The organism is Nonomuraea sp. NPDC049028, assembly GCF_043197735.1.
In the GTDB taxonomy this organism is placed as follows: domain Bacteria; phylum Actinomycetota; class Actinomycetes; order Streptosporangiales; family Streptosporangiaceae; genus Nonomuraea.
In genome coordinates, this window is the sequence record NZ_JBICTR010000002.1 from 64,656 (window position 1) to 88,461 (window position 23,806).

The 23,806-nt window shown below is 69.3% G+C and carries 27 protein-coding genes; 14 read left to right on the forward strand and 13 right to left on the reverse strand.

What is annotated here, in order from left to right:
• Positions 1-44 precede the first annotated feature (44 nt).
• The gene (locus ACGFJ2_RS06580; protein ID WP_357949343.1) at positions 45-677 is read right to left on the reverse strand and encodes a LysE family translocator; all 633 of its coding nucleotides are present in this window, start codon (positions 675-677) and stop codon (positions 45-47) included.
• Between the two features lie 110 nt (positions 678-787).
• Positions 788-1,648, reverse strand: coding sequence for a LysR family transcriptional regulator (locus ACGFJ2_RS06585; RefSeq protein WP_393465449.1), 861 nt, complete (start codon positions 1,646-1,648; stop codon positions 788-790).
• 92 nt (positions 1,649-1,740) lie between these two features.
• Between ACGFJ2_RS06585 and ACGFJ2_RS06590 the strand changes: the two genes are divergently transcribed.
• From ACGFJ2_RS06590 to ACGFJ2_RS06610, 5 genes are all read left to right on the forward strand, one after another.
• Complete coding sequence (locus tag ACGFJ2_RS06590; protein ID WP_357949348.1) at positions 1,741-2,271, forward strand: cysteine dioxygenase family protein; 531 nt, start codon at positions 1,741-1,743, stop codon at positions 2,269-2,271.
• Positions 2,272-2,346: 75 nt separating this feature from the next.
• A complete protein-coding gene (locus ACGFJ2_RS06595; RefSeq protein WP_393465452.1) occupies positions 2,347-2,856 on the forward strand; it encodes a pyridoxamine 5'-phosphate oxidase family protein in 510 nt (169 codons plus the stop codon).
• 41 nt (positions 2,857-2,897) lie between these two features.
• Positions 2,898-3,440 carry a TetR/AcrR family transcriptional regulator gene (locus tag ACGFJ2_RS06600; protein ID WP_393465455.1) on the forward strand — a complete coding sequence of 181 codons (543 nt, stop codon included), beginning with the start codon at positions 2,898-2,900 and terminating at the stop codon, positions 3,438-3,440.
• 149 nt (positions 3,441-3,589) lie between these two features.
• Positions 3,590-4,300, forward strand: coding sequence for a sulfotransferase family protein (locus ACGFJ2_RS06605; RefSeq protein WP_357949356.1), 711 nt, complete (start codon positions 3,590-3,592; stop codon positions 4,298-4,300).
• Between the two features lie 83 nt (positions 4,301-4,383).
• The gene (locus tag ACGFJ2_RS06610) at positions 4,384-4,977 is read left to right on the forward strand and encodes a TetR family transcriptional regulator (protein WP_357949358.1); all 594 of its coding nucleotides are present in this window, start codon (positions 4,384-4,386) and stop codon (positions 4,975-4,977) included.
• Positions 4,978-4,979: 2 nt separating this feature from the next.
• Here ACGFJ2_RS06610 and ACGFJ2_RS06615 read toward each other — a convergent pair whose 3' ends face one another.
• Positions 4,980-5,573, reverse strand: a complete 594-nt coding sequence (locus tag ACGFJ2_RS06615) for a hypothetical protein (RefSeq protein WP_357949362.1) — start codon at positions 5,571-5,573, stop codon at positions 4,980-4,982.
• Positions 5,574-5,662: 89 nt separating this feature from the next.
• Complete coding sequence (locus ACGFJ2_RS06620) at positions 5,663-6,487, reverse strand: NAD(P)H-binding protein (protein ID WP_393465459.1); 825 nt, start codon at positions 6,485-6,487, stop codon at positions 5,663-5,665.
• Between the two features lie 85 nt (positions 6,488-6,572).
• On the opposite strand from ACGFJ2_RS06620, the gene ACGFJ2_RS06625 reads away from it, so the two are divergent.
• Positions 6,573-7,523 (forward strand): Lrp/AsnC family transcriptional regulator, encoded by a 951-nt coding sequence (locus ACGFJ2_RS06625; protein WP_357949367.1) that lies wholly within the window; start codon positions 6,573-6,575, stop codon positions 7,521-7,523.
• A gap of 38 nt (positions 7,524-7,561) precedes the next feature.
• Here the strand turns inward: ACGFJ2_RS06625 and ACGFJ2_RS06630 are convergent, their stop codons facing one another.
• A complete protein-coding gene (locus ACGFJ2_RS06630; protein ID WP_357949370.1) occupies positions 7,562-8,917 on the reverse strand; it encodes a dipeptidase in 1,356 nt (451 codons plus the stop codon).
• A gap of 231 nt (positions 8,918-9,148) precedes the next feature.
• Here ACGFJ2_RS06630 and ACGFJ2_RS06635 point away from each other — a divergent pair, with 231 nt between their 5' ends.
• Entirely contained in the window at positions 9,149-10,531 is a 1,383-nt protein-coding gene (locus ACGFJ2_RS06635; RefSeq protein ID WP_357949373.1) for an aspartate aminotransferase family protein, read from the forward strand.
• A 29-nt stretch (positions 10,532-10,560) separates the two neighbouring features.
• On the forward strand, positions 10,561-11,676 hold the full coding sequence (gene ald / locus ACGFJ2_RS06640; RefSeq protein ID WP_357949376.1) for an alanine dehydrogenase: 1,116 nt from the start codon (positions 10,561-10,563) through the stop codon (positions 11,674-11,676).
• A gap of 27 nt (positions 11,677-11,703) precedes the next feature.
• On the opposite strand, the gene ACGFJ2_RS06645 is transcribed toward ald, so the two are convergent.
• From ACGFJ2_RS06645 to ACGFJ2_RS06670, 6 genes are all read right to left on the reverse strand, one after another.
• Positions 11,704-13,092, reverse strand: a complete 1,389-nt coding sequence (locus ACGFJ2_RS06645) for a tetratricopeptide repeat protein (protein ID WP_357949378.1) — start codon at positions 13,090-13,092, stop codon at positions 11,704-11,706.
• Between the two features lie 52 nt (positions 13,093-13,144).
• The gene (locus ACGFJ2_RS06650; protein WP_393465464.1) at positions 13,145-14,179 is read right to left on the reverse strand and encodes a sulfite exporter TauE/SafE family protein; all 1,035 of its coding nucleotides are present in this window, start codon (positions 14,177-14,179) and stop codon (positions 13,145-13,147) included.
• A gap of 317 nt (positions 14,180-14,496) precedes the next feature.
• Positions 14,497-14,736, reverse strand: a complete 240-nt coding sequence (locus ACGFJ2_RS06655; RefSeq protein WP_358180005.1) for a hypothetical protein — start codon at positions 14,734-14,736, stop codon at positions 14,497-14,499.
• A gap of 141 nt (positions 14,737-14,877) precedes the next feature.
• The gene (locus ACGFJ2_RS06660; RefSeq protein ID WP_393465467.1) at positions 14,878-15,627 is read right to left on the reverse strand and encodes a class I SAM-dependent methyltransferase; all 750 of its coding nucleotides are present in this window, start codon (positions 15,625-15,627) and stop codon (positions 14,878-14,880) included.
• 170 nt (positions 15,628-15,797) lie between these two features.
• Positions 15,798-16,265 carry a Clp protease N-terminal domain-containing protein gene (locus tag ACGFJ2_RS06665; protein ID WP_357949390.1) on the reverse strand — a complete coding sequence of 156 codons (468 nt, stop codon included), beginning with the start codon at positions 16,263-16,265 and terminating at the stop codon, positions 15,798-15,800.
• A gap of 27 nt (positions 16,266-16,292) precedes the next feature.
• Positions 16,293-16,490 (reverse strand): helix-turn-helix domain-containing protein, encoded by a 198-nt coding sequence (locus ACGFJ2_RS06670; protein ID WP_214633670.1) that lies wholly within the window; start codon positions 16,488-16,490, stop codon positions 16,293-16,295.
• A 56-nt stretch (positions 16,491-16,546) separates the two neighbouring features.
• On the opposite strand from ACGFJ2_RS06670, the gene ACGFJ2_RS06675 reads away from it, so the two are divergent.
• On the forward strand, positions 16,547-18,025 hold the full coding sequence (locus ACGFJ2_RS06675) for an FAD-dependent monooxygenase (protein WP_393465470.1): 1,479 nt from the start codon (positions 16,547-16,549) through the stop codon (positions 18,023-18,025).
• Positions 18,026-18,054: 29 nt separating this feature from the next.
• Here ACGFJ2_RS06675 and ACGFJ2_RS06680 read toward each other — a convergent pair whose 3' ends face one another.
• Positions 18,055-18,675, reverse strand: coding sequence for an NADPH-dependent F420 reductase (locus tag ACGFJ2_RS06680; RefSeq protein WP_393465473.1), 621 nt, complete (start codon positions 18,673-18,675; stop codon positions 18,055-18,057).
• Between the two features lie 117 nt (positions 18,676-18,792).
• Here ACGFJ2_RS06680 and ACGFJ2_RS06685 point away from each other — a divergent pair, with 117 nt between their 5' ends.
• From ACGFJ2_RS06685 to ACGFJ2_RS06700, 4 genes are all read left to right on the forward strand, one after another.
• A complete protein-coding gene (locus ACGFJ2_RS06685) occupies positions 18,793-19,194 on the forward strand; it encodes a winged helix-turn-helix transcriptional regulator (protein ID WP_393465475.1) in 402 nt (133 codons plus the stop codon).
• A gap of 469 nt (positions 19,195-19,663) precedes the next feature.
• Entirely contained in the window at positions 19,664-20,188 is a 525-nt protein-coding gene (locus tag ACGFJ2_RS06690; protein ID WP_393465478.1) for an ATP-binding protein, read from the forward strand.
• A 175-nt stretch (positions 20,189-20,363) separates the two neighbouring features.
• Positions 20,364-21,254 carry a trypsin-like peptidase domain-containing protein gene (locus tag ACGFJ2_RS06695; RefSeq protein WP_393465481.1) on the forward strand — a complete coding sequence of 297 codons (891 nt, stop codon included), beginning with the start codon at positions 20,364-20,366 and terminating at the stop codon, positions 21,252-21,254.
• Positions 21,166-21,552, forward strand: a complete 387-nt coding sequence (locus ACGFJ2_RS06700) for a Uma2 family endonuclease (protein WP_393465484.1) — start codon at positions 21,166-21,168, stop codon at positions 21,550-21,552. The genes ACGFJ2_RS06695 and ACGFJ2_RS06700 overlap by 89 nt, the downstream gene beginning before the upstream one ends.
• A 97-nt stretch (positions 21,553-21,649) precedes the next feature.
• Here ACGFJ2_RS06700 and ACGFJ2_RS06705 read toward each other — a convergent pair whose 3' ends face one another.
• Positions 21,650-23,005 carry a helix-turn-helix domain-containing protein gene (locus tag ACGFJ2_RS06705; RefSeq protein WP_393465487.1) on the reverse strand — a complete coding sequence of 452 codons (1,356 nt, stop codon included), beginning with the start codon at positions 23,003-23,005 and terminating at the stop codon, positions 21,650-21,652.
• A 201-nt stretch (positions 23,006-23,206) separates the two neighbouring features.
• On the opposite strand from ACGFJ2_RS06705, the gene ACGFJ2_RS06710 reads away from it, so the two are divergent.
• Positions 23,207-23,725, forward strand: a complete 519-nt coding sequence (locus tag ACGFJ2_RS06710; RefSeq protein ID WP_393465490.1) for an ATP-binding protein — start codon at positions 23,207-23,209, stop codon at positions 23,723-23,725.
• Positions 23,726-23,806 lie beyond the last annotated feature (81 nt).

Below are 23,806 nucleotides of genomic sequence, written 5' to 3' on the forward strand. Positions count from 1 at the left end.
GCCAGGTGCTACGGCTTCTTGCCTGTGACCAGGACGGGCAGGTGCTACGCCTTCTCGCCCGTGAGCAGGGCGGCCAGGCCGAGGTAGACGAGGCCGCTGCCGATGTCGAGGCGGCGCCGCGCCCGCGTGGAGCGGCGGACCCGGCCGGCCAGGGCCGAGGAGAGCAGCGCGTACGTGCCGTCGGTGGTCATCCCGAGCCCCATCCAGACCAGCCCGAGCACCAGGATCTGCGGCGCGACCGGCCCCGCCGCCGGATCCGTGAACTGCGGCAGGAAGGCCAGGAAGAAGATGGCGGTCTTGGGGTTGAGCACGTTGACCACGAAGCCCTCCCAGAACATCCGCCGCTTGGAATGCGTCTCCACCTCGACCGCTTCCTCGGCCGAGGCGGAGGTCCGGTTCATCAGCTTGCGCACCCCGAGCCAGACGAGGTAGGCGACGCCCGCGTACTTGATCACGGTGAACGCCGTGGCGGAGGCGGCCACCAGCGCGCTGATGCCCAGGGCGGCGGCGACCACGTGTACCACCGAGCCCGTGTGGACGCCGAGCACCGAGACCAGGCCCGCCGACCTGCCTTGCGCGACGCTCCTGGTGACGATGAACAGAACCGCGGGACCCGGCACCAGGAGAAGGGCCAGGGTGGCCGCGCAGAAGAGAGCGAGCGTCGCGAAATCCGGCATGTCGCTCATGGTAGGCGTGGGCCCCTCGCTGCAGTCAACGGAATTCCGCCGCCGTGGGGCGGCGGATGGCAGGCGCCCTCGCTGCTGCCAACCCATTTCCGCGCGATGGGTCAGACGCTCTCCACCAGGGCCGACAGCAGCGCCTCTGTGGCCGGCGGGTGGGGCGGGTCGCCGTAGACCGCCGCGTACACGTGCCTGATGGAACCCGGGATCGGGGCCACCTCCACGTCCGGATGCCGGTGCGCGCTGAGCGCCAGTCCGGGCAGCACAGTGGGCCCCATGCCCGCCGCCACCAGCGCTTGTACGGCCACGATGTCGTCGCTGGTGAAGGAGATTCGCGGCTCGAACCCCGCCTTGGCGCAGATGTCGAGCAGATGGCTACGGCACCGGTCACACCCGGCGATCCAGGGGTCCCCGGCGTGTGCCCCCAAATCCCCCGAGCCGCCAGAGAACACCAGGTAGCTCGGGTCGTCGAGCAGGTGGATCATCTGGATCCCCGGGTCCTCCGGCGCCGTGTCGTCATAGCGGAACATCACCGCCACATCCACCCGCCCGCTCCGCAGCAGCCGGAGCGCCTCCGGCGGCTCGGTCTCCGTGAGGTGCAGCCGCAGCCCGGGATGCGAACCCGCCAGCCGGGTCGCCGTCCTGGGGATGAAGGTGCCCAGCGCCGAGGGGAACGCGGCCAGCCGGGCCCGCCCCGAGCGGAGCCCCACGTGCGCGGCGAGCTCGTCGGCGGTGGCGTCGAGGCGGCCGATGATGTCGTCGGCCCGCGTGGTGAGCAGCTTGCCGGCCTCCGTGAGCCGGATGCCCCGCCCGACGCGCTGCACGAGCTTGGCGCCGGTCTCGGCTTCGAGACGGGCGAGGTGGTGGCTGACCGACGGCTGCGAGTAGTGCAGCTCCTTGGCGGCGGCGGTCAGCGAGCCCGTACGCGCGACGGCGACGAGGACGCGGAGCCGTACGACATCCAGCATTCATCAACCATATCTATTGATGAGCCACAAAACTTCTGTTGGACCTATGGATCTCGACGTAGCACTGTAAGAGGGGAGAGAGGGAGGCAAACATGGACACGGTGTTGATTCGGCCGGGGCTCGACGCCCTCGTGTCGGACATCGGCGACATCACCGCCCGCCGTCTCGCCCCGAGGGAGACCGCGTTCGCGGTGGCGGATCTGCTCCGCCCGCGGCTGCCCGGGCTCGACCTGCTCACGGCGGAGGAACGAGCGGGATCGCCCGAGACGTACGTGTCCCAGGCGCTGTACGCGTGTGACGATTTCTCGATCGTGACGGTCGTATGGCGGCCGGGCCAGTACACGGTGATCCACGACCACGTGTCGTGGTGCGCGTTCGGCGTGATCAGCGGGATCGAACACGAGACGCTCTACCGGGACATGGGGGACCACCTGCTGGAGATCGGACAGGCCGCCAACCTGCCGGGAGAGGCCAGCGGGTTCGCGCCGCCCGGCGACATCCACAAGGTGATCAATGTGAGTGACGAGGTCGGGGTGTCGGTGCACGTGTACGGGGCCGACGTGAGCAGGCTCGGCAGCAGCGTGCGCCGGGTCTACGACCTGCCCGTCAGGACGCCGGCCTAGTCACCGGCTCTCACCGATGAGTTTCCACCTGCGGAGCGGTCAGTACCCGGGTAGGCCCATCGAGGAGAAGCCATCATGGAACCGATCACCGAGCTGGACGCCAGATACAGCGCCGAGGGCGCCACCGCGACCGAGTGGGCGCGGGCGCGCGACACCCTGGAACACGCCCAGACATTCTGGCTGGCCACCGTACGCTCTGACGGCAGCCCGCACGTCACGACCTTGCTGGCCGTCTGGCAGGACGGCACGCTCTACTTCTGTACCGGCGCGGGCGAGCAGAAGGCCCGCAACCTGGAGTCCAACCAGCACTGCACGCTCACGACCGGCACCAACTCTCTGGAGGAGGGCCTCGACGTGGTCGTGGAAGGCGTCGCGGAGCGGGTCACCGACACCGGCCGGCTCAAGCGGCTCGCCGACGCCTACGGGGACAAGTACGGCAGCGACTGGCGCTTCGAGGTGGGCGACGACGCCTTCCTGAACTCGGGCGGCGACCGGGCGCTGGTGTTCGCGGTGGCCCCGGCCAAGGCGTTCGGCTTCCGCAAGGGCGACTTCAGCCAAACCCGCTGGCGCTTCCAGCGCCGCTAGCCTTCCGCAAGGGTGCTTCCAGCGCGGCTAGGCTGAGCCGTATGCCGGCAGAGCGCCCCAGGCGGGCGGACGCGCGCCGCAACCACGACGCGGTCCTGGCCGCGGCCAGGAAGCTGTTCGCCGAGCGCGGCGTGGACGTGCCGCTCGACGACGTCGCCCGCCATGCCGGGGTCGGCAACGCGACGATGTACCGGCACTTCCCGACCCGCCAGGATCTGATCATCGCCGTCTACGCCGACGAGGTGACCGAGCTGTGCGAGAGCGGCGACGCCCTCCTGGCGGCCGGTTCGCCGGGCGACGCGTTGCACGAGTGGCTGGGCGCCTTCGTCGCGCACGTCGCCGGCAAGCGCGACCTGGCGCTGGAACTCCCGCGCGACGGCTCGGCGCTGTTCGGCGAGTGGCACGAGAAGATGCTGGCCACCGCCTCTGCCCTGCTCATCAGGGCCCAGGACGCGGGCGAGGTCCGCGCCGACCTGACCGTCCGCGAGCTGATGACCCTCGCCAACGCGATAGCGCTGACCGGCTCGGACCAGTCCGCGCGGCTGCTCGACCTGCTCAGGTACGGGACGGCCGGCAGGCGCTGACCCGCCCAAAAGCGCGACCAAAAGCGCGGCCAAAAGCGGCACCGACCCGGCCATAATGGGAAAAAATGTACAAGCGTTGAGATCTGTGGGCTAGTCCTTTACTCTCAGCCAGAGGCGCGCGTCAGCCGCTGGAAACGGGAGGCACAGCAATGCTGAAAGTGATCGGCGCGGGGTTCCCGCGTACCGGAACCAGCTCGATGAAGGCCGCGCTGGAGCGGCTCGGCTTCGGCCCCTGCTACCACATGTTCGAGATCCTGACCAAGCCCGAGCACGCCGACCGGTGGGTGAAAGTCACCTCCGGAGAGCCGGTGGACTGGGACCAGGTGTTCGACGGCTACCAGTCGGCCCAGGACTGGCCGGCCAGCGGGTTCTGGCGCGAGCAGGCGGCGGCCTACCCCGACGCCAAGGTCATCCTGACCGTCCGCGACCCCGCTCGCTGGTACGTCAGCATGCAGAATCTCTTCTCCAACGGCCCCGGCCGGACCATGTCCATGGACCCGTCGACGCTGCCACCCGCCGCGGCGAAGATCTTCGAGGGGATGCAGAAGATGCAGCCGGTGCTGAGCGCGATCGGGGAGGACACCTTCGGCCAGGGCTGGACCCCCATGGGCGGCATGCCCGACGAGAAGGTCGCCATCGAGGCGTTCGAGCGCCACCGGGCCACCGTCGAGGCGAGCCTGCCCGCGAGCCGGCTCCTGGTGTTCGACGTGCGCCAGGGGTGGGAGCCGTTGTGCGAGTTCCTGGACGTCGAGGTTCCCGATGAGCCGTTCCCGCATCTCAACGACTCCGAGTCGCTGCAGCGCAGGATGGGCGAGCTGATGGCGGGGCAGTTCCCTTCGTCCATCGAGGAGGTCCGCTAGATCCGCTCGACCCGACGCCCTGCCCGGCCTCTGGTGGTGCCTGAGCCCGTTACCATCGGAGGCCAGCAGGAGGTGGTGGGCCCATGTCGACCGATGAGATCGCCGGCCAGGCGTGGGAGAACGAGAGCAAGGGCCAGCGCACTCGCCGCCGGATCCTGGAGGCCGCCCGCCGCACCTTCGGCGAGGTCGGCTACGAACGCGCCACCATCCGCGCGATCGCGGCCGAGGCGGACGTCGACAAGTCCTCGGTCATCCAATACTTCGGCACCAAGCAGCAACTGTTCCGGGAGTCGCTCGACCTTTGCCTCGACGTCGACTCCCTGACCACCGACGACCCGGGCCGCTCCGCCGAAAACTACCTGCGCGCCATGCTCGAGCGCTGGGCCGCCGTCCCCGACAGCCCGATGGCCGTACTCCTGCGCACCAGCATGACCAGCCAGGAAGCCGCCCAGCTGCTCCGCGAACACGTGACCTCGGAGGCGATCGACCGGATCGCGGCCGGGGTCCACGGTCCCGACGCGCGCCTGCGGGCGGCGCTGGCGGGCGCGATGATGTTTGGCATCACCGTCCACCGCCACCTGGTGCGCATGCCCGACCTGGCCGAGGCCGACCTCGACGATGTCCTCCGCCTGGCCGTACCGCTCATCCGCACGTTGCTCGAGGACGCCGACGCCTGATCTCAGAGCCTTCCGTCGCCTCCCACGCTGACCCGGAGCTGATCGCCGGCCAGCAGATCGGGCCGGTGGTGGCGGACCCGATCGCCCATCGGCCCGTGTTCCCACAGTGGGTCGACCACGCCAAGGGGAATGCTCAGTTTCTGTAATCCCGTCGCCGGGTCGACCGGCATCCGTTCCAGATGGCACAACAACCAGCCAGGAGCGCTGGGAGAAACCTCATATTCCCCCCAGCCGACCACGCCGATGCATTTCCTGGTTCCGGTCCGGACATAAATCCGGTCCGCCTCGGCGATGGTGCGCGGGCTCGGCACTCGACTTTCCACGACATCGACGCGCTCAATGTGCCGCCATGCCAGGCGTACGCGTGACCCGTACGCGTCTTCCATCTCCACGCCTTGAGCGGAGAAACGTACGACCGTGTCGGCGGCCATCTGCCGGTGCCAGGCCAGCCGTACGCCAATGGCGAGCATCGCCATTACCGCGGCGGTCAACCCCCATGCGACATGAGAGCCCGGGAGCATCAGGCATACCGGGACCAACAGGATGAGTGGGCTGAATAATCGGGCAGCGGTCGCGAGCGAGAATTCGCGCACCATGCGAAACTCCTCCATAAATCAAAACTGACGTCCGGTGACATAGGTGTCAATCCGGTGCGCCCGCCCCCCGCTCACCCTGTCAGCCCCCGTCAGCTGAAGTCGGCCGCGTGGTCCATGGCCCATTGGCGCAGGGATCGTGCCGGGGCCCCGGTGACGTCATTGACGGTGGCGGTCAGCACTGGGGGCGGCCCGGCGAGCATGGCGGCGTAGCCGTCGAGCAGCACGTCGACGAAGGAGTCGGGGAAGCTCTCGTCGGCCAGCAGCCGCTCTCGGGCCTGCTCGCGGGTGAGCTCCCGCCAGCGCAGCGGCCGGCCCAGCGCCTCGCCGATGACGCGGACCTGCTCGGCCTGTGTGAGTACCTCCGGGCCGGTCAAGGTGTAGGTGGCGCCGTCGTGCCCCGGCTCGGTGAGGGCGCGGACCGCGACGGCCGCCATGTCGGCCTCATGGATCAGGGACATCGGCAGCTCGCCGTAAGCCCCCTCGACGACGTCACCGGCCCGGATCTGGTCGGCCCACCACAACGTGTTCACCGCGAAGGTGCTCGGCCTGATCATGGTGGACTCGATCCCGCAGCCGTGGACCAGCTTCTCCTGCTCCTCGAAGCTGAGATCGGGAACACCGCCCGTACCCAGGAAGACCACCCGGCGGGCCCGCCGGGCGATCACGTCGAGCACGGCGGGCAGCTGTTCGCCGGTGTGCAGCGGCCAGAGCAGGAACGCCGCGTCGATGCCGTCCAGGCAGGCCGCGATGGTGTCCGGCGCGGACAGGTCGCCGCGCGTCACCTCGACCTCGGCGGGGAAACGAGCGGTGCGCGGATCACGGGTGACCGCCCGTACGGCGTGGCCGCTCTCGCGCAGCTGGGTGATGATCTGGCCGCCGACGTTTCCGGTGGCGGCGAGGACGAGGATGTTCATGCGACGAGCGTCGCGCACGACCGTCCAACCGTCCCATTCAGGCGGCTAGGATCGCCGGAAACCGTCACCGCACAGGGATGTCTGGATGGATACCGTCGACAGGGGCCTGGTTCACGCGTTGCAGATCGACGGCCGGGCCCCGTTCAGGACGATCGCCGACGTGCTCGGGGTCTCGGAGAACACCGTGGCCCGGCGCTACCGGCGGTTGCGCGGCCAGGGTGTCCTGCGGGTGGCGGGCCTGGTCAACGGCGCTCGGCTGGGGCACACCCAGTGGACCATCCGGCTGCGCTGCACCCCGGACGCGGCCGTGCCGGTCGCCAAGGCGCTGGCCGCCCGTGACGATACGTCCTTCGTGTACCTGATGTCCGGCGGCACCGAGATCTCCTGCACCGTACGGACGCGCGGCACCCGCGACCAGGACGCCCTGTTGCTGGACAAACTGCCCCGCACCAGCCGGGTCGTCTCGGTCTCCGCTCACCTGCTGCTGCGCAATTTCGTCCTGCCGGACGGCTGGCAGGGGCTGGCCTGGCTGTCACCCGAACAGGCCGACCGGCTGCGCCCACCTCCGGTCGAGGCCGGAGACGGCCCGATCGACCTCGACGAGGGCGACAAGGCGCTGCTGCGGGCGCTCAATCTGGACGGCCGCGCGTCCTACGCCGAGCTGGCCGCCGCCACCGGCTGGTCGGAGACCACGGTGAAACGCCGCCTGTACGCGCTACGCGGCCAGGGAATCCTGAGCTACCAGCTCGACGTACCGCCTTCGGCGCTCGGATTCGGCACCGAGGCCCGGCTGTGGATCGCCGCCCCGCCGGCCAAGGCGGTCGAGGTCGGTGCGGCGCTGGCGCGGCATCCCGAGATCGCCTTCGCCGCCCTCACCACCGGCCCCACCAATCTGGTCGCGGCCCTGAACTGCCGCGACCCACTGGACCTCGGCCGTTACCTCACCGAACGGCTCGCCGCCCTGGAGGCCGTCACCACCATGGAGACGGCCCCCATCATCCGCACCGTCAAGCGTGGAGGATCGCTGAGGTTGTAGCGGGGAGCAGCGGCGGATCGCTGAGGTTGTAGGGGGAATCAGACGCCGAGCGCGGAGGGCAGGCTGAGCTCCCGCAGGAACAGCGCCTCGGCGGTGGCGACGCGGCGCAGCTCCTCCAGGTCCACCCGCTCGTTGGGCGCGTGGATGGCCGCCTCCTCGTCCTCGGCCCCGAACAGCAGGATCTCCGCCGCGGGGAACTGCTTCAGCAGCGTGTTCACCAGCGGAATCGACCCGCCCGCCCCGACGTCGCGCGGCGGCCGACCGAAGGCGCGCTCCATCGCCCGGTTGAGCGCCGTGCGGGCCTTGCCGCCCGAGTCGGCCTGGAAGCCCGACCCCACGGTGTAGTCGCCGAACGAGACCTGCGCGCCCCACGGCGTGACCTGCCGCAGGAACTCGACCACCGCGTTCACGGTCGTCTTGGGATCGCCGGACGGAGGGATGCGGACCGTGACGCGGGCGCGGGCCGCGGGCTGGACCGCGTTGATGGCGCCCGACACCGTGGGCGCGTCGATGCCGGTCACGGTGATGGCGTACGACGCCCACAGGCGGTCCGCCAAGGAGCCGGAGCCGACCAGCGACACGCCGTCCAGCACACCGGCGGTCTTGCGGAACTCCTCCTCCGACGGTCCCTGGCCGAGGAAGGTCCCGCGGGGCAGGCCCGGCACCCGGATGTCGCCGTTGTCGTCGTGCAGCGAGGTCAGCATGCGCATGAGCGCCGAGAGCGCGTCGGGGGCGGCGCCGCCGAACTGGCCGCTGTGCACCGGCTCGCGCAGGGTGCGGACCTCGATGGTGAACGCGGCCATGCCGCGCAGCGAGGTGGTGACCGCGGGGTCGCCGAGGCGCGGGTTGCCGCAGTCGGCCACCACGATGGCGTCGGCCCGCAGCAGGTCGGGATTGCGCTCGACGAACGCCTCCAGGCGCTCCCCGGCGTACTCCTCCTGGCCCTCGATGAGGACCTTCACCCCGACGGGGAACTGCCCCTGGAACGCGCGCAGGGCGGTGACGTGCGAGATGATGCCCGACTTGTCGTCCGCGGTGCCCCGGCCGTACAGCTGGCCGTCGATCAGGGTCGGCTCGAACGGCGAGGTGCGCCAGGCGGCCGGGTCACCGGCGGGCTGCACGTCATAGTGCGCGTAGAGCAGCACCGTGGGCGCGCCGGGCGGCGCGGCCACCTCGCCGTACACCGCGGGGAAGCTGCCCTCGACCGCGACCCGCTGCACGTGCGTCAGCCCCGTGCTACGCAGGAGCTCCTCGGTCATGGCGGCGGCGGCGAGCACGGGCTCCTCGGGATGCCCGGGGAAGGCCACCGACGGGATGGCGGCGAGCCGCTTGAGGTCCTCGACGGACTGCGGCATCGCGGCCGCGACGGCGCTCTCGATCTGGTCAGGAGTCACGGACGGTCCCCCGGGGTCGTTCTCGATGGTTAACGCCTCATTGCATCACAAAGCCTTCACAAACCGTGAAACGGGCATGACATGCGCACTCATCTACCTGCGGATTTCGCAGCTGTTACATACCGTTCCTGCGGATCTCGGTTTTCTTGCACACTGCTGCGACGCTTTCGCTTGGCAAACCCGAGGTGAACATGCAGACTGTGGGGAGATCGGACACGAGGGAAGATAATCATGACGCAGCCGGAAAACGAGATTCTCAAGGCCGCGCAGGATCACCTGTGGTTGCACTTCACGAGGCACAGCGCCTACCAGCAGGCGGAGATCCCGACCATCGTTCGCGGTGAGGGCTCCTACATCTACGACATCCACGGCAAACGCTACCTGGACGGCCTGGCAGGACTCTTCGTGGTCCAAGCCGGTCACGGCCGGAGCGAGCTGGCCGAGGCGGCCGCCAAGCAGGCACAGGAACTCGCCTTCTTCCCGCTGTGGTCCTACGCGCACCCGAAGGCGGCCGAGCTGGCACAGCGGCTCGCGAGCCTGGCCCCCGGCGATCTCAACAGGGTCTTCTTCACCACCGGCGGCGGCGAGGCGGTCGAGTCCGCCTGGAAGCTGGCCAAGCAGTACTACAAGCTCATCGGCAAGCCGCTCAAGCACAAGGTCATCAGCCGCCAGATCGCCTACCACGGCACCCCGCAGGGCGCCCTGTCGATCACCGGCATCCCGGCGTTCAAGCAGATGTTCGAGCCGCTCGTGCCCGGTTCGGTGCGGGTACCGAACACGAACTACTACCGCGCCGACGAGATCAGCGGCATCAAGGGGATGAGCCCGGAGGAGTACGGCATCTGGGCCGCCGACCGCGTCGCCCGCGCGATCGAGATGGAGGGCCCCGACACGGTGGCCGCCGTCTTCGCCGAGCCGGTGCAGAACGCCGGCGGCTGCTTCCCGCCGCCGGCCGGCTACTGGCAGCGGCTGCGCGAGATCTGCGACGAGTACGACGTGCTGCTCGTCTCCGACGAGGTCATCTGCGCCTTCGGCCGGCTCGGCACGATGTTCGGCGGCCAGAAGTTCGACTACGTGCCCGACATCATCACCTGCGCCAAGGGCCTGACCAGCGGCTACTCGCCCATTGGGGCCATGATCGCGCACGACCGGCTGTTCGAGCCGTTCAAGAGCGGCGACCAGATGTTCGCCCACGGCTACACCTTCGGCGGGCACCCGGTCTCCGCGGCCGTGGCGCTGGCCAATCTCGACATCTTCGAGCGCGAGGACCTGCTCGGCCACGTCACCAAGAACGAGCCGCTCTTCCAGGCCACCCTCGACGGTCTCAAGGACCTGCCGATCGTCGGCGACGTCCGGGGCTCCGGCTACTTCTGGGGCATCGAGCTGGTCAAGGACAAGACCACCAAGGCGACGTTCACCGACGAGGAGTCGGAGCGGCTGCTGCGTGGGTTCCTGTCGAAGGCGCTGTTCGAGGCCGGGCTCTACTGCCGCGCCGACGACCGTGGCGACCCCGTCATCCAGCTCGCGCCGCCGCTGATCGCGGGGCCGAAGGAGTTCGACGAAATCGGGTCGATCCTCCGCAACGTGCTCACGGAAGCGTGGGCTCGCCTCTAACGACTGTTCAAGGAACGAAAGGATCAGCCATGAAGATCGGCGTGCCCGCCGAGGTCAAGAACCACGAATACCGAGTCGCCGCAACCCCGGCAGGCGTGCACGAGCTGGTCCGTCACGGCCACGACGTCACCGTTCAGCGCGGCGCGGGCCTGGGCTCGCACATCCCGGACGAGGAATACCTGGCGGCGGGCGCGAAGATCGTCGAAAGCGCCGACGCCGTGTGGGGCGAGGCGGAGATGGTGCTCAAGGTCAAGGAGCCCATCGCGGAGGAGTACCACCGGCTGCGCGAGGGCTTGGTGCTGTTCACCTACCTGCACCTGGCCGCCTCCCGGCCGTGCACCGACGCGCTGCTCGGCGCGAAGACGACGGGCATCGCCTACGAGACCGTGCAGGTCGGCAACAGCCTGCCGCTGCTCGCCCCGATGTCGGAGGTCGCGGGCCGCCTGGCTCCGCAGGTGGGGGCGTACAACCTGATGCGCTTCAACGGCGGACGCGGCGTGCTGCCGGGCGGGGTGCCCGGTGTGGCCCCGGCCAAGGTGGTCGTGATAGGCGGCGGCGTCTCCGGGCTGAACGCCGCCCAGATCGCCGTCGGCATGGGCGCCGAGGTCACCGTCCTCGACACGAACGTCGACCGCCTGCGCTTCATCGACGCCATCTATCAGGGCCGGCTCAAGACGCTGGTCTCCACCTCGTACGCGATCGAGCGGGAGGTGCTGAACGCCGACCTGGTCATCGGCGCGGTCCTGATCCCCGGAGCCAAGGCCCCGACGCTGGTCTCGAACGACCTGGTCTCGCGCATGAAGAAGGGCTCGGTGCTCGTCGACATCGCCATCGACCAGGGCGGCTGCTTCGAGGACTCCCGCCCGACCACGCACGCCGAGCCGACCTACACCGTGCACGGATCGATCTTCTACTGCGTGGCGAACATGCCGGGCTCGGTGGCCAACACCTCCACCTACGCCCTGACCAACGCGACGCTCCCGTACGCCGTCAAGCTGGCCGACCTGGGCTGGCGGGACGCGCTCAAGGCGGACGCGGGCCTGGCGGGCGGGCTCAACACCTACGACGGGCTGCTCACCAACGGGCCGGTCGCGCAGGCGCTCGAACTCCCGGTCACGCCGGTGACCGAGGTCCTCGCCGCCTGACCAACTGTTTGGAGCACAGCGGCTTGGCTAACGGACGCCGAGCCGCTGTCGCAGGTCGCGGGCCGTGGCGAGGACGTGGTCGATCTCGCCGGGGCTGGGCCAGGGCGCGCTGCCCGGACGCAGCAACGTGCCGCGCACCGACGCCAGGTGCTCGATCGCGCTGGCGTGCAGGCCGCTGCGCCGGGCCAGCCAGCCCAGCACGTCCGCGTGGTCGTGCAGCGGTCTGGTCGCCAGGTCCCAGGTGCCGAGAATCTCGGCCAGCTCGCGTACGGCCAGCGGGACGCCGCCCCTGCGGCCCGTGGCGGACGCCGCCAGCTCGGCCCGCGCGGCCAGTTCGGGCTCGGCCGGCCGGTCCCATGACGGAGGCGGCGGGTCGGCCAGCCACCGCGCGGCCTCCTCCGTCTCCCCTGCCGCCGACAGCAGCCCGGCCAGCTCGATGGCCGCCTGGTGATGTCCGGCCAGCGCGGCCTGCCGGAACCAGTGCCGACCGGCCGCCAGGTCGTTGAACTCGGCGATGAGCAGCAGCCCGAAGTGGAAGGCGGACTCGGCGTCGCCGCTGGCCGCCGCCCGGCCGAACCAGTGGCCGGCTCCGGCGGTGTCGCCCAGCTCGACGCAGACGAACCCGGCCATCCGCTGGTCCGCCAGCCGGCCGGCGCTCGCGGCCCGCTCGAACCAGGCGCGGGCCGTGCGCAGGTCTCCGTGGGCCAGCGCGCTGCCGCCGAGCTGCGAGGCGGCGCCCGGATGGTCGCTCTTGGCGGCCAGCCGGAAGTAGGCGCCGGCGCCCTCGGGGTCACGGCTGGCCTGGAGGAGCAGGCCGAGGCAGTAGGCCGACTCGGCGTGGCCGCCGCGCGCGGCGCACTCCCACCAGTGCAGGGTCTCCTCGTCCTCGCCCGCCGCGTACGCCAGGAAGCCCAGGTCGTGCGCGGAGGCCGCGTCGCCGTCGGCGGCCGCTCTGCGGTGCCACTCGCGCGCGGCCGCGACCTCGCCCGCGTCCTCGCAGATCAGCGCCAGTCGCCGGGCGGCCGTCCGGGAGCCCTCGCGGGCCGCGATCTCGAACCAGCGCCGGGCGGCCGGCACGTCTCCGCGCTGCTCCAGCAGCAACGTGGCCAGGTTGACCGCGGCCTCGACGTCGCCGGTGGCGGCGGCCAGTTTGTACCAGGAGACGGACTCCTCCAGGCTGCCGTGCTTCTCGTGCCAGACGCCGAGGTTGTAGGCACTGTCGATGTTGCCGCCCGCCGCCGCCCGTTCCCACCACTCCTTGGCCGCCGAGCGGTCGCCTCGCTGAGCGCAGAGCCGGCCGAGCCGGTGCGCCGCCTGCGGGTCGCCGGCCCGAGCGGCCATCAGCAGCTCGGGCTCGTCTCCCACCCGTGGCGCCGGAATCGCCGGTGCCGCCACCTCCTCTTGCCACCACGCCATGGCCACAGGGTGCCAGGTAATCGCGCGAATGCGAACAGTAATCGCCGAGGGACTAGGAGAAGTTGATGTAGCCGCTGTACATCCCCATCCCGCATACGTAACGAAGCGACCCCGGGCGCTGCGGCGGCAGGTGCACCGTCGCGGGAAGGGCGACGTCGCGCCCGGCGATGGTGACCGTGCTCGTACAGCCCTGGTCGGCCAGCTTGAAGACGATCTCGATGGGGACTCCGGCACGGGCGGTCACGATCTGCGGCCGGTAGCCGTCGCGGGTCGCCCAGACGGTGACCGTATGGGCACCCTGCCCGGCGCTGTCCCCGCCTGAGGCGCCGCCTGACGCCGCCGAACCTGCCGAACCTGCTGGACCCGCCCAACCTGTCGAGCCCGCCGGACCCGCCAAGCCCGTAGGACCCGCCAGTCCCGCCAGCCCCGCCAAACCTGCCAGTCCCGCCGAACCTGCCGGAGCCGCGAGCCAGCCGCCCAGGCTGACACCCGAGCCGACCGTCCACACGCCGGCCGCGAGCGCCGCCACCCCGGCCAGCCGGGCGAGCCTGGTCCGCGAGACGCGCCGCAGGACCCAGCCGAGCAGCGCGAAGGCGGGCGCGGTGCCGAGCACGAATCCGGTCATCACCGCCGCGCCGCCCAGCGGCGAGCCACTGGAGACCGCGACCATCTCCATGCCGAGCGTCACCCCGCAGGGGATGAGGATGGTGGCCGCGCCCAGCAGCGGCGCGCTCCGGGGCGCCCGCCTGGGGGCCCCGCAGCCGGGTTGCCGTCGGCGGAGCAGTCTGATCGCGTACGTGATGACCGCGACGCCCGCCGCCACGAGCAGCAGCGCCCGCGCCTGCGGAGGCAGGCTGACGGCCGAACCCGCCAGGCCGAGCAGTGCCCCGGCGGCCGCGTAGGAGAGCAGCCGACCCGCCAGGAACCACCCCACGAGCACGGGATCGCGCGACGGCCCCCGCTCGTCGCCATCGCAGCCGCCCGAGGTGAGGCCCACGAGCAGCCCGCCCTGCACCGCGGTGCAGGACGCGGTCCCCGCCACCAGCCCGGCGGCGAGCCCGCTGGCGAGCAGGGTGATGGCCTGCACGGTCAGCCGCGGAGCGCCAGGTCGTCCAGCGCTCCGCTCTTGGCCGCCTCGACGATCGAGCCGAACTGGTCGAGGCTCATCTCCACCCGCTGCCCGAAGTCGTCGGTGATCAGCACCTGACGCTCTTCCGGCGCCGAACGGTCAACGAACAACTCGGGGCAGCCACAGTTGCATTGGCCGCAGAATCGGGCGATCGACTGCATAAGGGCCCCCACTTCTCGACAGTCCCTAGAGGCAACTTAACGTCGCGAACCGGATGCGGCCAGTCACAGTTGTTTTACTCGCGTGACGGTTTAGGTTTTGCCGTGGCGGGTGGGTCAGCTCTTGAGCACTGATATCCGCTGGAAGTACTCGTCGTCGCTCATCTCGCCGCGCGCGTACCGCTCCGCGAGGATCCGCTCCGCGGACGTGGTCGCTCCGGCTTCGGTACGGTGCCAGCGACCTTTCTGCCAGGTCCGAACGGCCAGGGCGACGACGGCCACCCAGAACAGGCCCCAGAGAACCGGGATGATCGGCCAGAATCCAGCGCCCCAGCCCCAATGCGTCATTGTGTTCATACGTTGAGGATCGCCACCGTGCGGCCCCGGCGCATCGGACCGTGGGCTCGTCGTGCGCTCCACCCAGGGGAGTGTCCGGCCTCTTTCGTCGTACGCCCGCGGAGGTAGTCGGATGTCCAGCCGCAGGGGCCGGGCGACGCGTCAGGCTCTGGCCTCGATCAGGAAACGGGTGGAATGGGCGATGAACGGCCCGTCTTCCTGGATGCGTTCGTGCAGCTCGCGCAGCTCTTTCCGGTAGCGGTCGACCGAGAAGTCCGGCACGGTCCAGATCACCTTGCGCAGGAAATAGATCACCGCGCCGATGTCCCGGAACTCCATCCGCAACGACTCGGCCCGCAGATCGACCACGGTGAGCCCGGCCTGCACGGCCGCCGCCCTGGCCTTCTCGGGGTCGCGGCTGGAGCCGTCCTGCGGGCCCATGAAGAATTCGGTCAGCTCGGCGACGCTGCGTGCGCCCACCTGCTGGGAGAAGTAGGTGCCACCCGGCCTGAGTACGCGGGCGATCTCGGCCCACCAGGTGCGCACCGGGTGACGGCTGACGACGAGGTCGAAGGCCGCCGTGCGGAACGGCAGGCGGGGCAGCTCGTCGTCGGCCACCACCGCGGCGCCGCGGGCGCGCAGCCGCTTGGCGGCCAGGGCGAGGTTGGGCGGCCACGACTCGGTGGCGACGGTGACCGGCGGGAGCTTCGGGACCCCGGCCAGGATCTCGCCGCCGCCGGTCTCGATGTCGAGCGTGGCCTCGGCGGTGGCCATCCGGCCGGCCAGCCGGCGGGAGTATCCCCAGGAGGGGCGGGCCTCCGTCGCCCGGCCGTCGAGCCAGGAGAAGTCCCAGCCGTCCACGGAGACCGACTCGGCCTCTGCGACTAGTTCGTCGAACGTGCGGTGGTCCATCGTTCGAGCCTGCCAGTGGGGTGAGGCACGATCAACCCGATTTCGGCCGGTCAGCCGGTCGGTCGGTTGTCGGTGGGCCAGTCACCGGTCGGTCAGTTAGGCGGCCGGTCGGCCGGTCACCGGTGGTCGGTCGGTTGTCGGTCGTCGTGGGCAGGGCACCGGCCGGTCGGTTAGGCGGCCAGGCGGGCGCGGACCTCGGCGCGGTCGATGCCGAGCTGGTCGATCAGCTCGGCCACCGGATCGGGCCGTCCCTGCGCGAGCAGGGCCAGCAGCAGCTGGGCCGGCGCGGCGGTGTTCCTGACCTTGCGGGTGGTCGTCTTGATCGTCTGGTTGATCGCCGCCCGGGCGCTGGACGTCAGCGCGGTGCCCGGCACGGCCGGATGCTTGCGCGGCCGTGCCCGCGGTACATCGCCGACGTCGATCCCGAGCGCCCGCAGCGACGCCCGGTCGAGCTCTTCGAGTGCCGCCCGCGCCCGTTCCAGATCCACGCCGAGCGCTCGGGCGGGGGCCAGATCCGGCTGGCGCAGCAACCCGAGCAGCAGATGCTCGGTCCCCAGCCGCCGGTCGCCGCGCTGCCTGGCCTCTTCCAGCGCCGCGGTCACGACCACCGCGAACGGGCTCTTCTCCTTGCCGAACATGCCACTCCTAACCTGCCGTAATTAGCGTCACTTTCCGTACTTCGCGTGTACCGACTGCCGCGACATGCCGAGCGCGTCGCCGATCTGCTCCCACGTCCACCCCTGCTCCCTGGCCAGGGCCACGGAGACGGCTTCGACCTGCTCGGCCAGCCGGTGCAGGGCGCCGACCGCGCGCAGTCCCATGGCGGGGTCGTTCGACTTGATGCGTTCAGAGAGTTCTCCCATGTCCACGTCGTCAGGCTAGATTGACAGGCGAAGTTTGTCAATCTAGCCTGACAGGCATGGAAGAAGTAGTGATCATAGGAGCGGGCCCCACGGGGCTCATGCTGGCCTGCGAGCTGCGCCTGGCCGGTGTCCGTACGACCGTGCTGGAGAAGAGAGCCGAGCCTGGCGACCTCCCCAAGGCCAACGGCCTGGGCGGGCAGATCATCCAGCTGCTCGACCATCGGGGTCTGCTCGAACGGTTCAGCGCGGGCAGCCCGTTCGCCGGACGCGCGCCGGGCTTCCCGTTCGGCTCGGTGCCCTTGAAGTTCGCCGAACTGGGCGGCGAGTCCCCGTTACAGCTGCTGATGATCCAGCAGCCCCGTCTGGAGCGGCTGCTGCGGGAGCGCGCGGCCGAGCTCGGCGCCGAGATCAGCTGGGACCACCGGCTGAGGACGCTCGCCCAGGACGACGAAGGCGTGACGCTGGAGGGTGACGGCTTCCGGCTCCAGGCCCGCTACGTCGTCGGCTGCGACGGCGGCCACAGCCCGGTACGCGAGCAGGCGGGCATCGGCTTCCCCGGCACGACGGACGACGAGGTGCTGCGGCTCGGCCACTTCGCGGCGCCGGATGCGAGGATTTTCGACACACCACAGGTCAATGGCCTGCAGCAGGGCTGGAACCATACCCCGAACGGCCGCCTGCTGCTCACCTCGCTCCAGTCCGGCGTCCACATCGTCGGCGTACGCGAGAAGGGGACGGCGCCCGCCACGGCCGTCACACTGGCGGAGTTCGAGGCCGCGGTGCGCCGGGTCATCGGCGTCGACCTGCCGCTGGGCGAGCCCATCTGGCTGTCGAGCACCGTCTCGCAGGCCCGCGTCGCCGACCGCTATCGCGAGGGCCGGGTGTTCCTGGCGGGTGACGCCGCCCACCTGTTCCCCGCGGGCGGCTCGGCGCTGAACGTCGGCCTGATGGACACCGCCAACCTCGCCTGGAAGCTGGCCGCCCACCTGCACGGCCAGGCCCCGCCCGGCCTGCTCGACACGTACGAGTCGGAACGCCGCCCGGTGGCCGTCCACACCCTGCGCCACACCCGCGCCCAGGCGGTCCTGGAACGCCTCACCGGCGAGGACGGCGCGGCCCTGCGCGACCTGCTCGCGGAACTGTTCGCCTTCGACCAGCCCTTGAGTCGTCTCGGCGAGATGCTCCAGGGCTCCGACATCCGGTACGGCACCCTGCCTCAGGACTCCGACATCCGGTACGGCGCCGCGCCCCACCCACTGACCGGCCGATTCGCCCCCGACCTGGCACTGACCACCACGGAAGGGCCGACCCGGGTGGCGGAGCTCATGCGCCCGGCCGGCTGGGTACTGCTCAACCTGGGCCCTTCGGAGCTGGGCGACCTGGTCGGCGACGACCGCCTCCACGTCGTCGCCGCGCACTGCCCGGACCCGCCCGCCGACGTCCTGCTGATCCGCCCCGACGGCTACGTGGCCTGGGCGGGCACGGACGGCCTGCCCGAGGCGATGACCACCTGGCTCACCCCCCAACCGGCGTAACGAGCATCAGCAGGCGTAAACAAGTGTCGTCAACGGGCGATGGCCATGCCGAAGGGCACCGGCCCGAGCGCGCGGACGAGGTCGCCGACCATCAGCATGAACGCCTCCGGCACCCGCGCCGTCTCCACACCACCGAGATCGATGATCCACTCAGCCGCCCACCCCAGGTCGGCCAGCAGACCACCGACGGCCTTCTTGGCGTCGGCGTCGTTCCCGGACAGAAAGGCAGTGGGCGGGATGGACAGCCGAGCCGGTTGAGCCATGATCGATTCGTGCACGGTGTTGAGTGTCTTCACCACACGTACATCCGGCAATGCCCGCTGAATCTCCTCGGCGAGGCTGCTACCCGGATACAGCAGCGCCGACGCGAAGCCGTGCGCGTCGGATTCGGTGGCGTTGGCGACGTCGACCAGCACCTTGCCCGCCAGTTCCACCGCGAGGCCGGTGAGCACTTCCACCGACACGGGGCCGGGCATGGCATTGATCACCACCTCCGCCGAACCCGCCGCCTCACGCAGGCCGATGACGGGAAAGTCGGCGTCCTCGCGCGGGGCACGAGAGCCCACGACGAGCTCGTGCCCCGCGTCGCGCAGCCTGCCGGTGAGGGCTCGGGCCACAGCGCCCGAGCCGAGAATAGCGATCGTCGTCATGCTCTCTTCACTCCTTTGATCAGGCAGGATGAGCCCTGCTCACGAGCGAAGTTAGGCGGTGCTACGGTCGAACGGCAGTACGCACTTCAAGGTGACCAACGCACGTGAGGGGATGCCATGACCACTCGCACCGCCACCCAGCGGCGCGCCGAGAGTCGGCTCTCCTACCAGGCCCGCTTCACCGCCTGCCCGGCAAACCGGCTGATCGAGCGCATCGGTGACAAGTGGGTGGCCGTCCTGCTCAACGAGCTGGCCGACGGCCCGCGCCGCTTCGGCGACCTGGCTCGCGCGATCGCGGGCGCCAGCCAGAAAATGCTCACGGAGACGCTGCGCCACCTCGAACGCGACGGCCTGATCTCGCGTACGGTCACTCCGGCGGTGCCGGTACGCGTCGACTACGCGCTCACCGACCTGGGCCGGAGCCTCCTGCCCGTCATGGCGGTCATGAAGCAATGGGCCGAGCAGAACATCGACCGGATCGACGCCGCCCGCGAAGAGTACGACGCACGCGACCGCTGAAACCCCTCCAAGCAAGGCCTTCGCCAGAGGGGCGCTTCGCGCTCAAGAACTCAGACTGTGTCCAGTGGGGGCGCGGCCCCCACACCCCGCCCAACTGCATCGCCTTCGCCAGTGGGGCGCTTCGCGCCGATCAACCTCAGACTGTGTCTATTGGGGCTCCGCCCCAAACCCCGAAACGAGGGGCTGCCGCCCCTCGAACTCCCCGACCCCTTGGCCTGCCTGGAGTGGCTACTTCGATGACCTGAGTCGAGGAAAGGGAGCAGAGCATGACTGCCTCTCCTCCTTGCCCCAGCGTTGACCGGCGCATTCCCAGCACCATCGGGTGCGCGGGCCGGAGGGAGCCGGGCAACATGGGGCGGTTGGAGCTCCGGGGAAGCGGGCTCAAATATCTCGACCTCACGTAGCAGCGCCAACACCCGCAACATCACGCTCGCCGCCACCATGGGGCTTTCTCACTATGCTCGGCTCCATGATTATTTGGCTGAATGGGACATTTGGCGCAGGCAAGACAAGTACTGCGAATGACCTCATATCGCTCATCCCTGAAGCTCGGTACTTTGACCCTGAGCAGGTTGGCTACCTGCTGCAAACCGTCTCAGACCTCCCCAGTCTCGGTGACTTCCAGCACTGGAGGCCGTGGCGCGGTCTTGTCGTTGAGACGGCCGCACAACTGCTCGACTATGTCGGCGGTGTACTCGTCATGCCGCAGACCGTCCTCGTCGAGCGGTATTGGCAGGAGATTCACACGGGTCTCCAGAGAGCAAGCATCCCTGTCCATCACTTCGTACTCCACGCGGACGAGGGCACACTCACCCGTCGAATCGAAGCGGATACCCCAGAGATCAGAAAGTGGCGCCTGGATCACCTTCCGGAATACCGCGACGCTCTGCCTTGGCTTGGCCGTGAAGGGAAAATCATCGACACGACCGAGATTCCGCCATTCCAGGTGGCCAAGACCATCGCCGCCTGCGTTGGCGGCTCGCCGCTGGAATGAGTTATCGGACGGCGGTGAAGCCGTCGAACAGGTGCAGCGAGACGGCCCGATACGTGACATGACCGTCATCAGCCGTCGGTAGCTTGATCGAATATGTGTCCCCGGAGCGCATGTGACGTCGACCAGGACAGCGGGCCTTTCCCGGGACGCAGGTTCCCACGAAGAGATGGAAGGCATGATGCGCTGGCTCTGGTTACCGATCCTCCTCGTCCTGAGCGGATGCTCGATCACGGTGCCCTTCTGGTCGCTGCCCACCGCTTCCCCGCCGCACGCGGGTGACGTCGTGATCCCGCCGGAGATCGTCAGTGAGAAGCAGAGCGTGGTACGCGTCTCGGGACCGGCGCCGTCGTGTGGCAAGAAGATCGAGGGGACCGGTTTCGTATACGCCCCGCAGCGGGTGGTCACGGCGGCTCATGTGGTGGCCGGCGTCGTCGAGTCCCTCGTGGTCACCGCCGATGAGGGTGAGGGATATCAAGCCCGTGTCGTTGCCTTTGATCCGGATATTGATGTCGCGGTTCTTTACGTACCAGATCTTTCCGCACCTGCGCTCCACATCGCTGAAACGCTCTCCGAGGCGCCGCTCGGCGATGCCTACCTGCTCGGCTATCGGAAAGACACAGAGCATGCGGTGGTAGAGCCGATCAGGGTCGACCGTCGTGTTGAGGCAGAGAGCATGGATATTTACCACAAACACCAGGTCACGCGGACCGTTCTCACATTGTCCGCGGACATGCGCTCAGGCATGATCGGCGCGCCGCTGGTTCTTCCCGGGGCCACAGTCTCCGGGATGACTTTCGCCGCGGCGGTGGATCATCCGGACCGCGGCTTCGCGCTAGCCGCTAAGGAACTCCTGCCTATCACCGACGCCGCGAGTGATGCCACGAGGCGGGTCTCGACCCAGCAGTGCGATGTGGACCGTCCAACATCCGCCTCGTCCGCGCGAACCTCGGTTCGGGGACCGGGCTCGGTCTCACGGCATGAGAACGCTGCAAGAAGATCGGCGAGCCGCCGAAGGTCTTCAGCGACCAGCCTGCCAATTCCGGCGTCCGGATGTCGTGGTCTATAAATGCCTGGACGATCCTGGCCAGAAGCCGGAGGCATCGCAGACCCTTGCGGTTGTCGACGTTTCCTCGCCGGGAACGGTCCGCGAAGACCTCACCGAACGCGTCCAGTACGCGGCCGCCGGTATCCCGCTTTACCTCCTGATCATGCTAGACGAGAAGTACGAGATCGTTGAGGTGAAGGAGTTCCACCTCGACGCCATCGCTTCGGAGTACCGGCTCCACCAGGTCCACAGGTCCGAACTCGAGCTGGAACTCCCCATCAGGGCGACCATCCCGTTCCTCGCCCTGACCGCTCCCTGACAACCGACAGTGTGCTCGTCGCGTGCACCCGCGAACACCAGCGCCTCAAATCCGACAGCAGGCCTGCGGGTGTGGTTGCATGTCGCTCTGCCACGACTCAGAGGCTGATGAGCGCTTCGTGGAACGTCCGTGTGTCGGTGTCGTCAGGCCAGCGCTCGCGCAATTCGCTGTCCAGCGTCTGTAGCTCGCGGCGAATGCGGGCTGAGCCTGTCTGATGGGCGATGCCCAGCGCCTCGTGCCCCAGGTGGGCGGCGCGGCTCGGCTCCGCGAGGGAGGATTGGGCGACGGCTACGGCAAGTTTGGCCGTGAGGTGGCCGCGGTCGCGGGTGAGGTTGGGGGGAAGTTTGCCGATCTGGGCCTGGAGGATGGTGGCGGCGGTGTCGGCGCGGCCAGCGGCCCGGTGGCAGACGGCGCTTTGCTCCTGGAGTGTGTCGAGGTCGTAGGAATACAGGTAGACCGGTACGTGCTGGCGGGTGACTTGCGGATGGTCACGGAGGGTTTCGGCGGCTTGGTCGAGGAGGGCGAAGCACTCGTCGAGGTCACCGAGCATGGCCAGTCCACGGGCCTGTTGCTGGGCGGCCAGGGCGTCCAGCTTCGGCTCTAGCGCGTCAGTGTTGCGGCGGGCGGCGCCGGCGAGTTGGACGACGGCGGCGTGATCATCGGTCAGGCAGGCGATGTTGGACTGCCGCACCAGTAGGTAGGCCGACATTTGGCAATCTCCCGCGCACTGGGACCATTCGGCGGCTCGCCTGGTCCAGTGCATGGCGCTATCGAGTTCGCCGAGGTCTTGGTGCAGCCAGCCGGCCATCTCGGCGTACTGGGCCAGCACCTGAAGGAGTGGCGCGGAGTGGCGGGTGCCGGCGCCGCGGCGAAGCTCGTCCAAGGCGTCGATCTGCGCCAGCACCGGACGAAGCAGGGAGCGAGGGCCGAGCATCTTGTCAGCGGCGTAGTGCTCGGCCAGCACGCGCCGGAAGTAGTCGATGACTTCGCCGTCGATGCGCGACGGTTGCTCGATCGCGCGGGCCACACGCTGGGCTTGATCCGGGTCGCCGAGGCCGGGCAGGAGGGAGGTGAGTGCTCCGCCGGCGAGCAGGTGGGTGAACTGGCGTCGTGAGAGCGTCACGCGCACGCTCCTTCCGTCCGTCGTCTGCATGTCCAGGATGACTGGTTCGCCGTCCTGGATGCCAGCCAACCCCGCAGGGACGGGTCGGGTATCGGCGGATTCGGCGAGCTGGCGCAGGGCGTACAGCAAGCCGTTGGTGCGCAGGGCCGTATCTATGGCCTTGACCGTCTCGATCGGGGCAAGGATCTCGCCGTTCTCCGCGCGGCAGATCCGGGTGTGGTCGTACAGGGCTCGCTTGCCCAGTTCGCGCTGCGACAGTCCGCCCTGGGTGCGCAGGTGGCGCAGGACCAGGCCGAACATCTGTGCAGTGATGTTGTGATGCTCGTCCATCGCGACCAGCTCTCTTGCCTGTTGCTGCGGTGTTGCGGCAACGCCAGCCCTCTGGCAGTCGACCGGCAATCAGGTAACGATTCGTGTTGGCGGTTGATCGGAGCGTAATCGGACGGTCGAACTGGCGCATCTGGAACGTCGCGATCCCCAGCGCCTCGCTATCCCCAAGTTCGGACGTGATGACGGTGATGGAGGCAGACGGTGTCATTGGTCCATCAGCACGGAACTCCCACACCCACCAGCACTGATCTGCAGGGCGGTATGGCCCTGATCTCGGCCGCGAGCCTGTGGCGCAGCAACAAGACGCCGCGAGAGGCGCGAATGGCCTTGTGCGGTTGGCTTGGGCAAGATGATCCGCTCCTGCTGGATGCGCAACAGATCGTGACCGAGTTGATCTCGAATGCCGTCACACATGTCGAGGGCGGTGAGGGGCGCGACTGGGTGGTGCTGCGGGTGATTCGTGCCAGCGGCTCTCTTCGTATCGAGGTCATCGACGCGGGCGCCCTCGATGGGGATGGACCGCACGTTGTGCGGCAACCGTCGGCCCCAGATCCGTCGACGTGCGAGGGGCTGAGGGTCCTGACGGAATCAGGGCGGGGCTTGCACATCGTGAAGACGCTTTCTCGCGCCTGGGGCACATACCTGAGCGGCCAACGCCGTGTGGTCTGGGCCGACTTGCCTTACCCGTCTGCCCGGCCATCTCTGGTCCGTGATCCCTAACCACAAGTCCGTGACCAGCCGAGCGCCGTCTATCGGCCTTCCCCCCTGTGGCTGGTCACGCACCCCCATGGTCCTACCGCT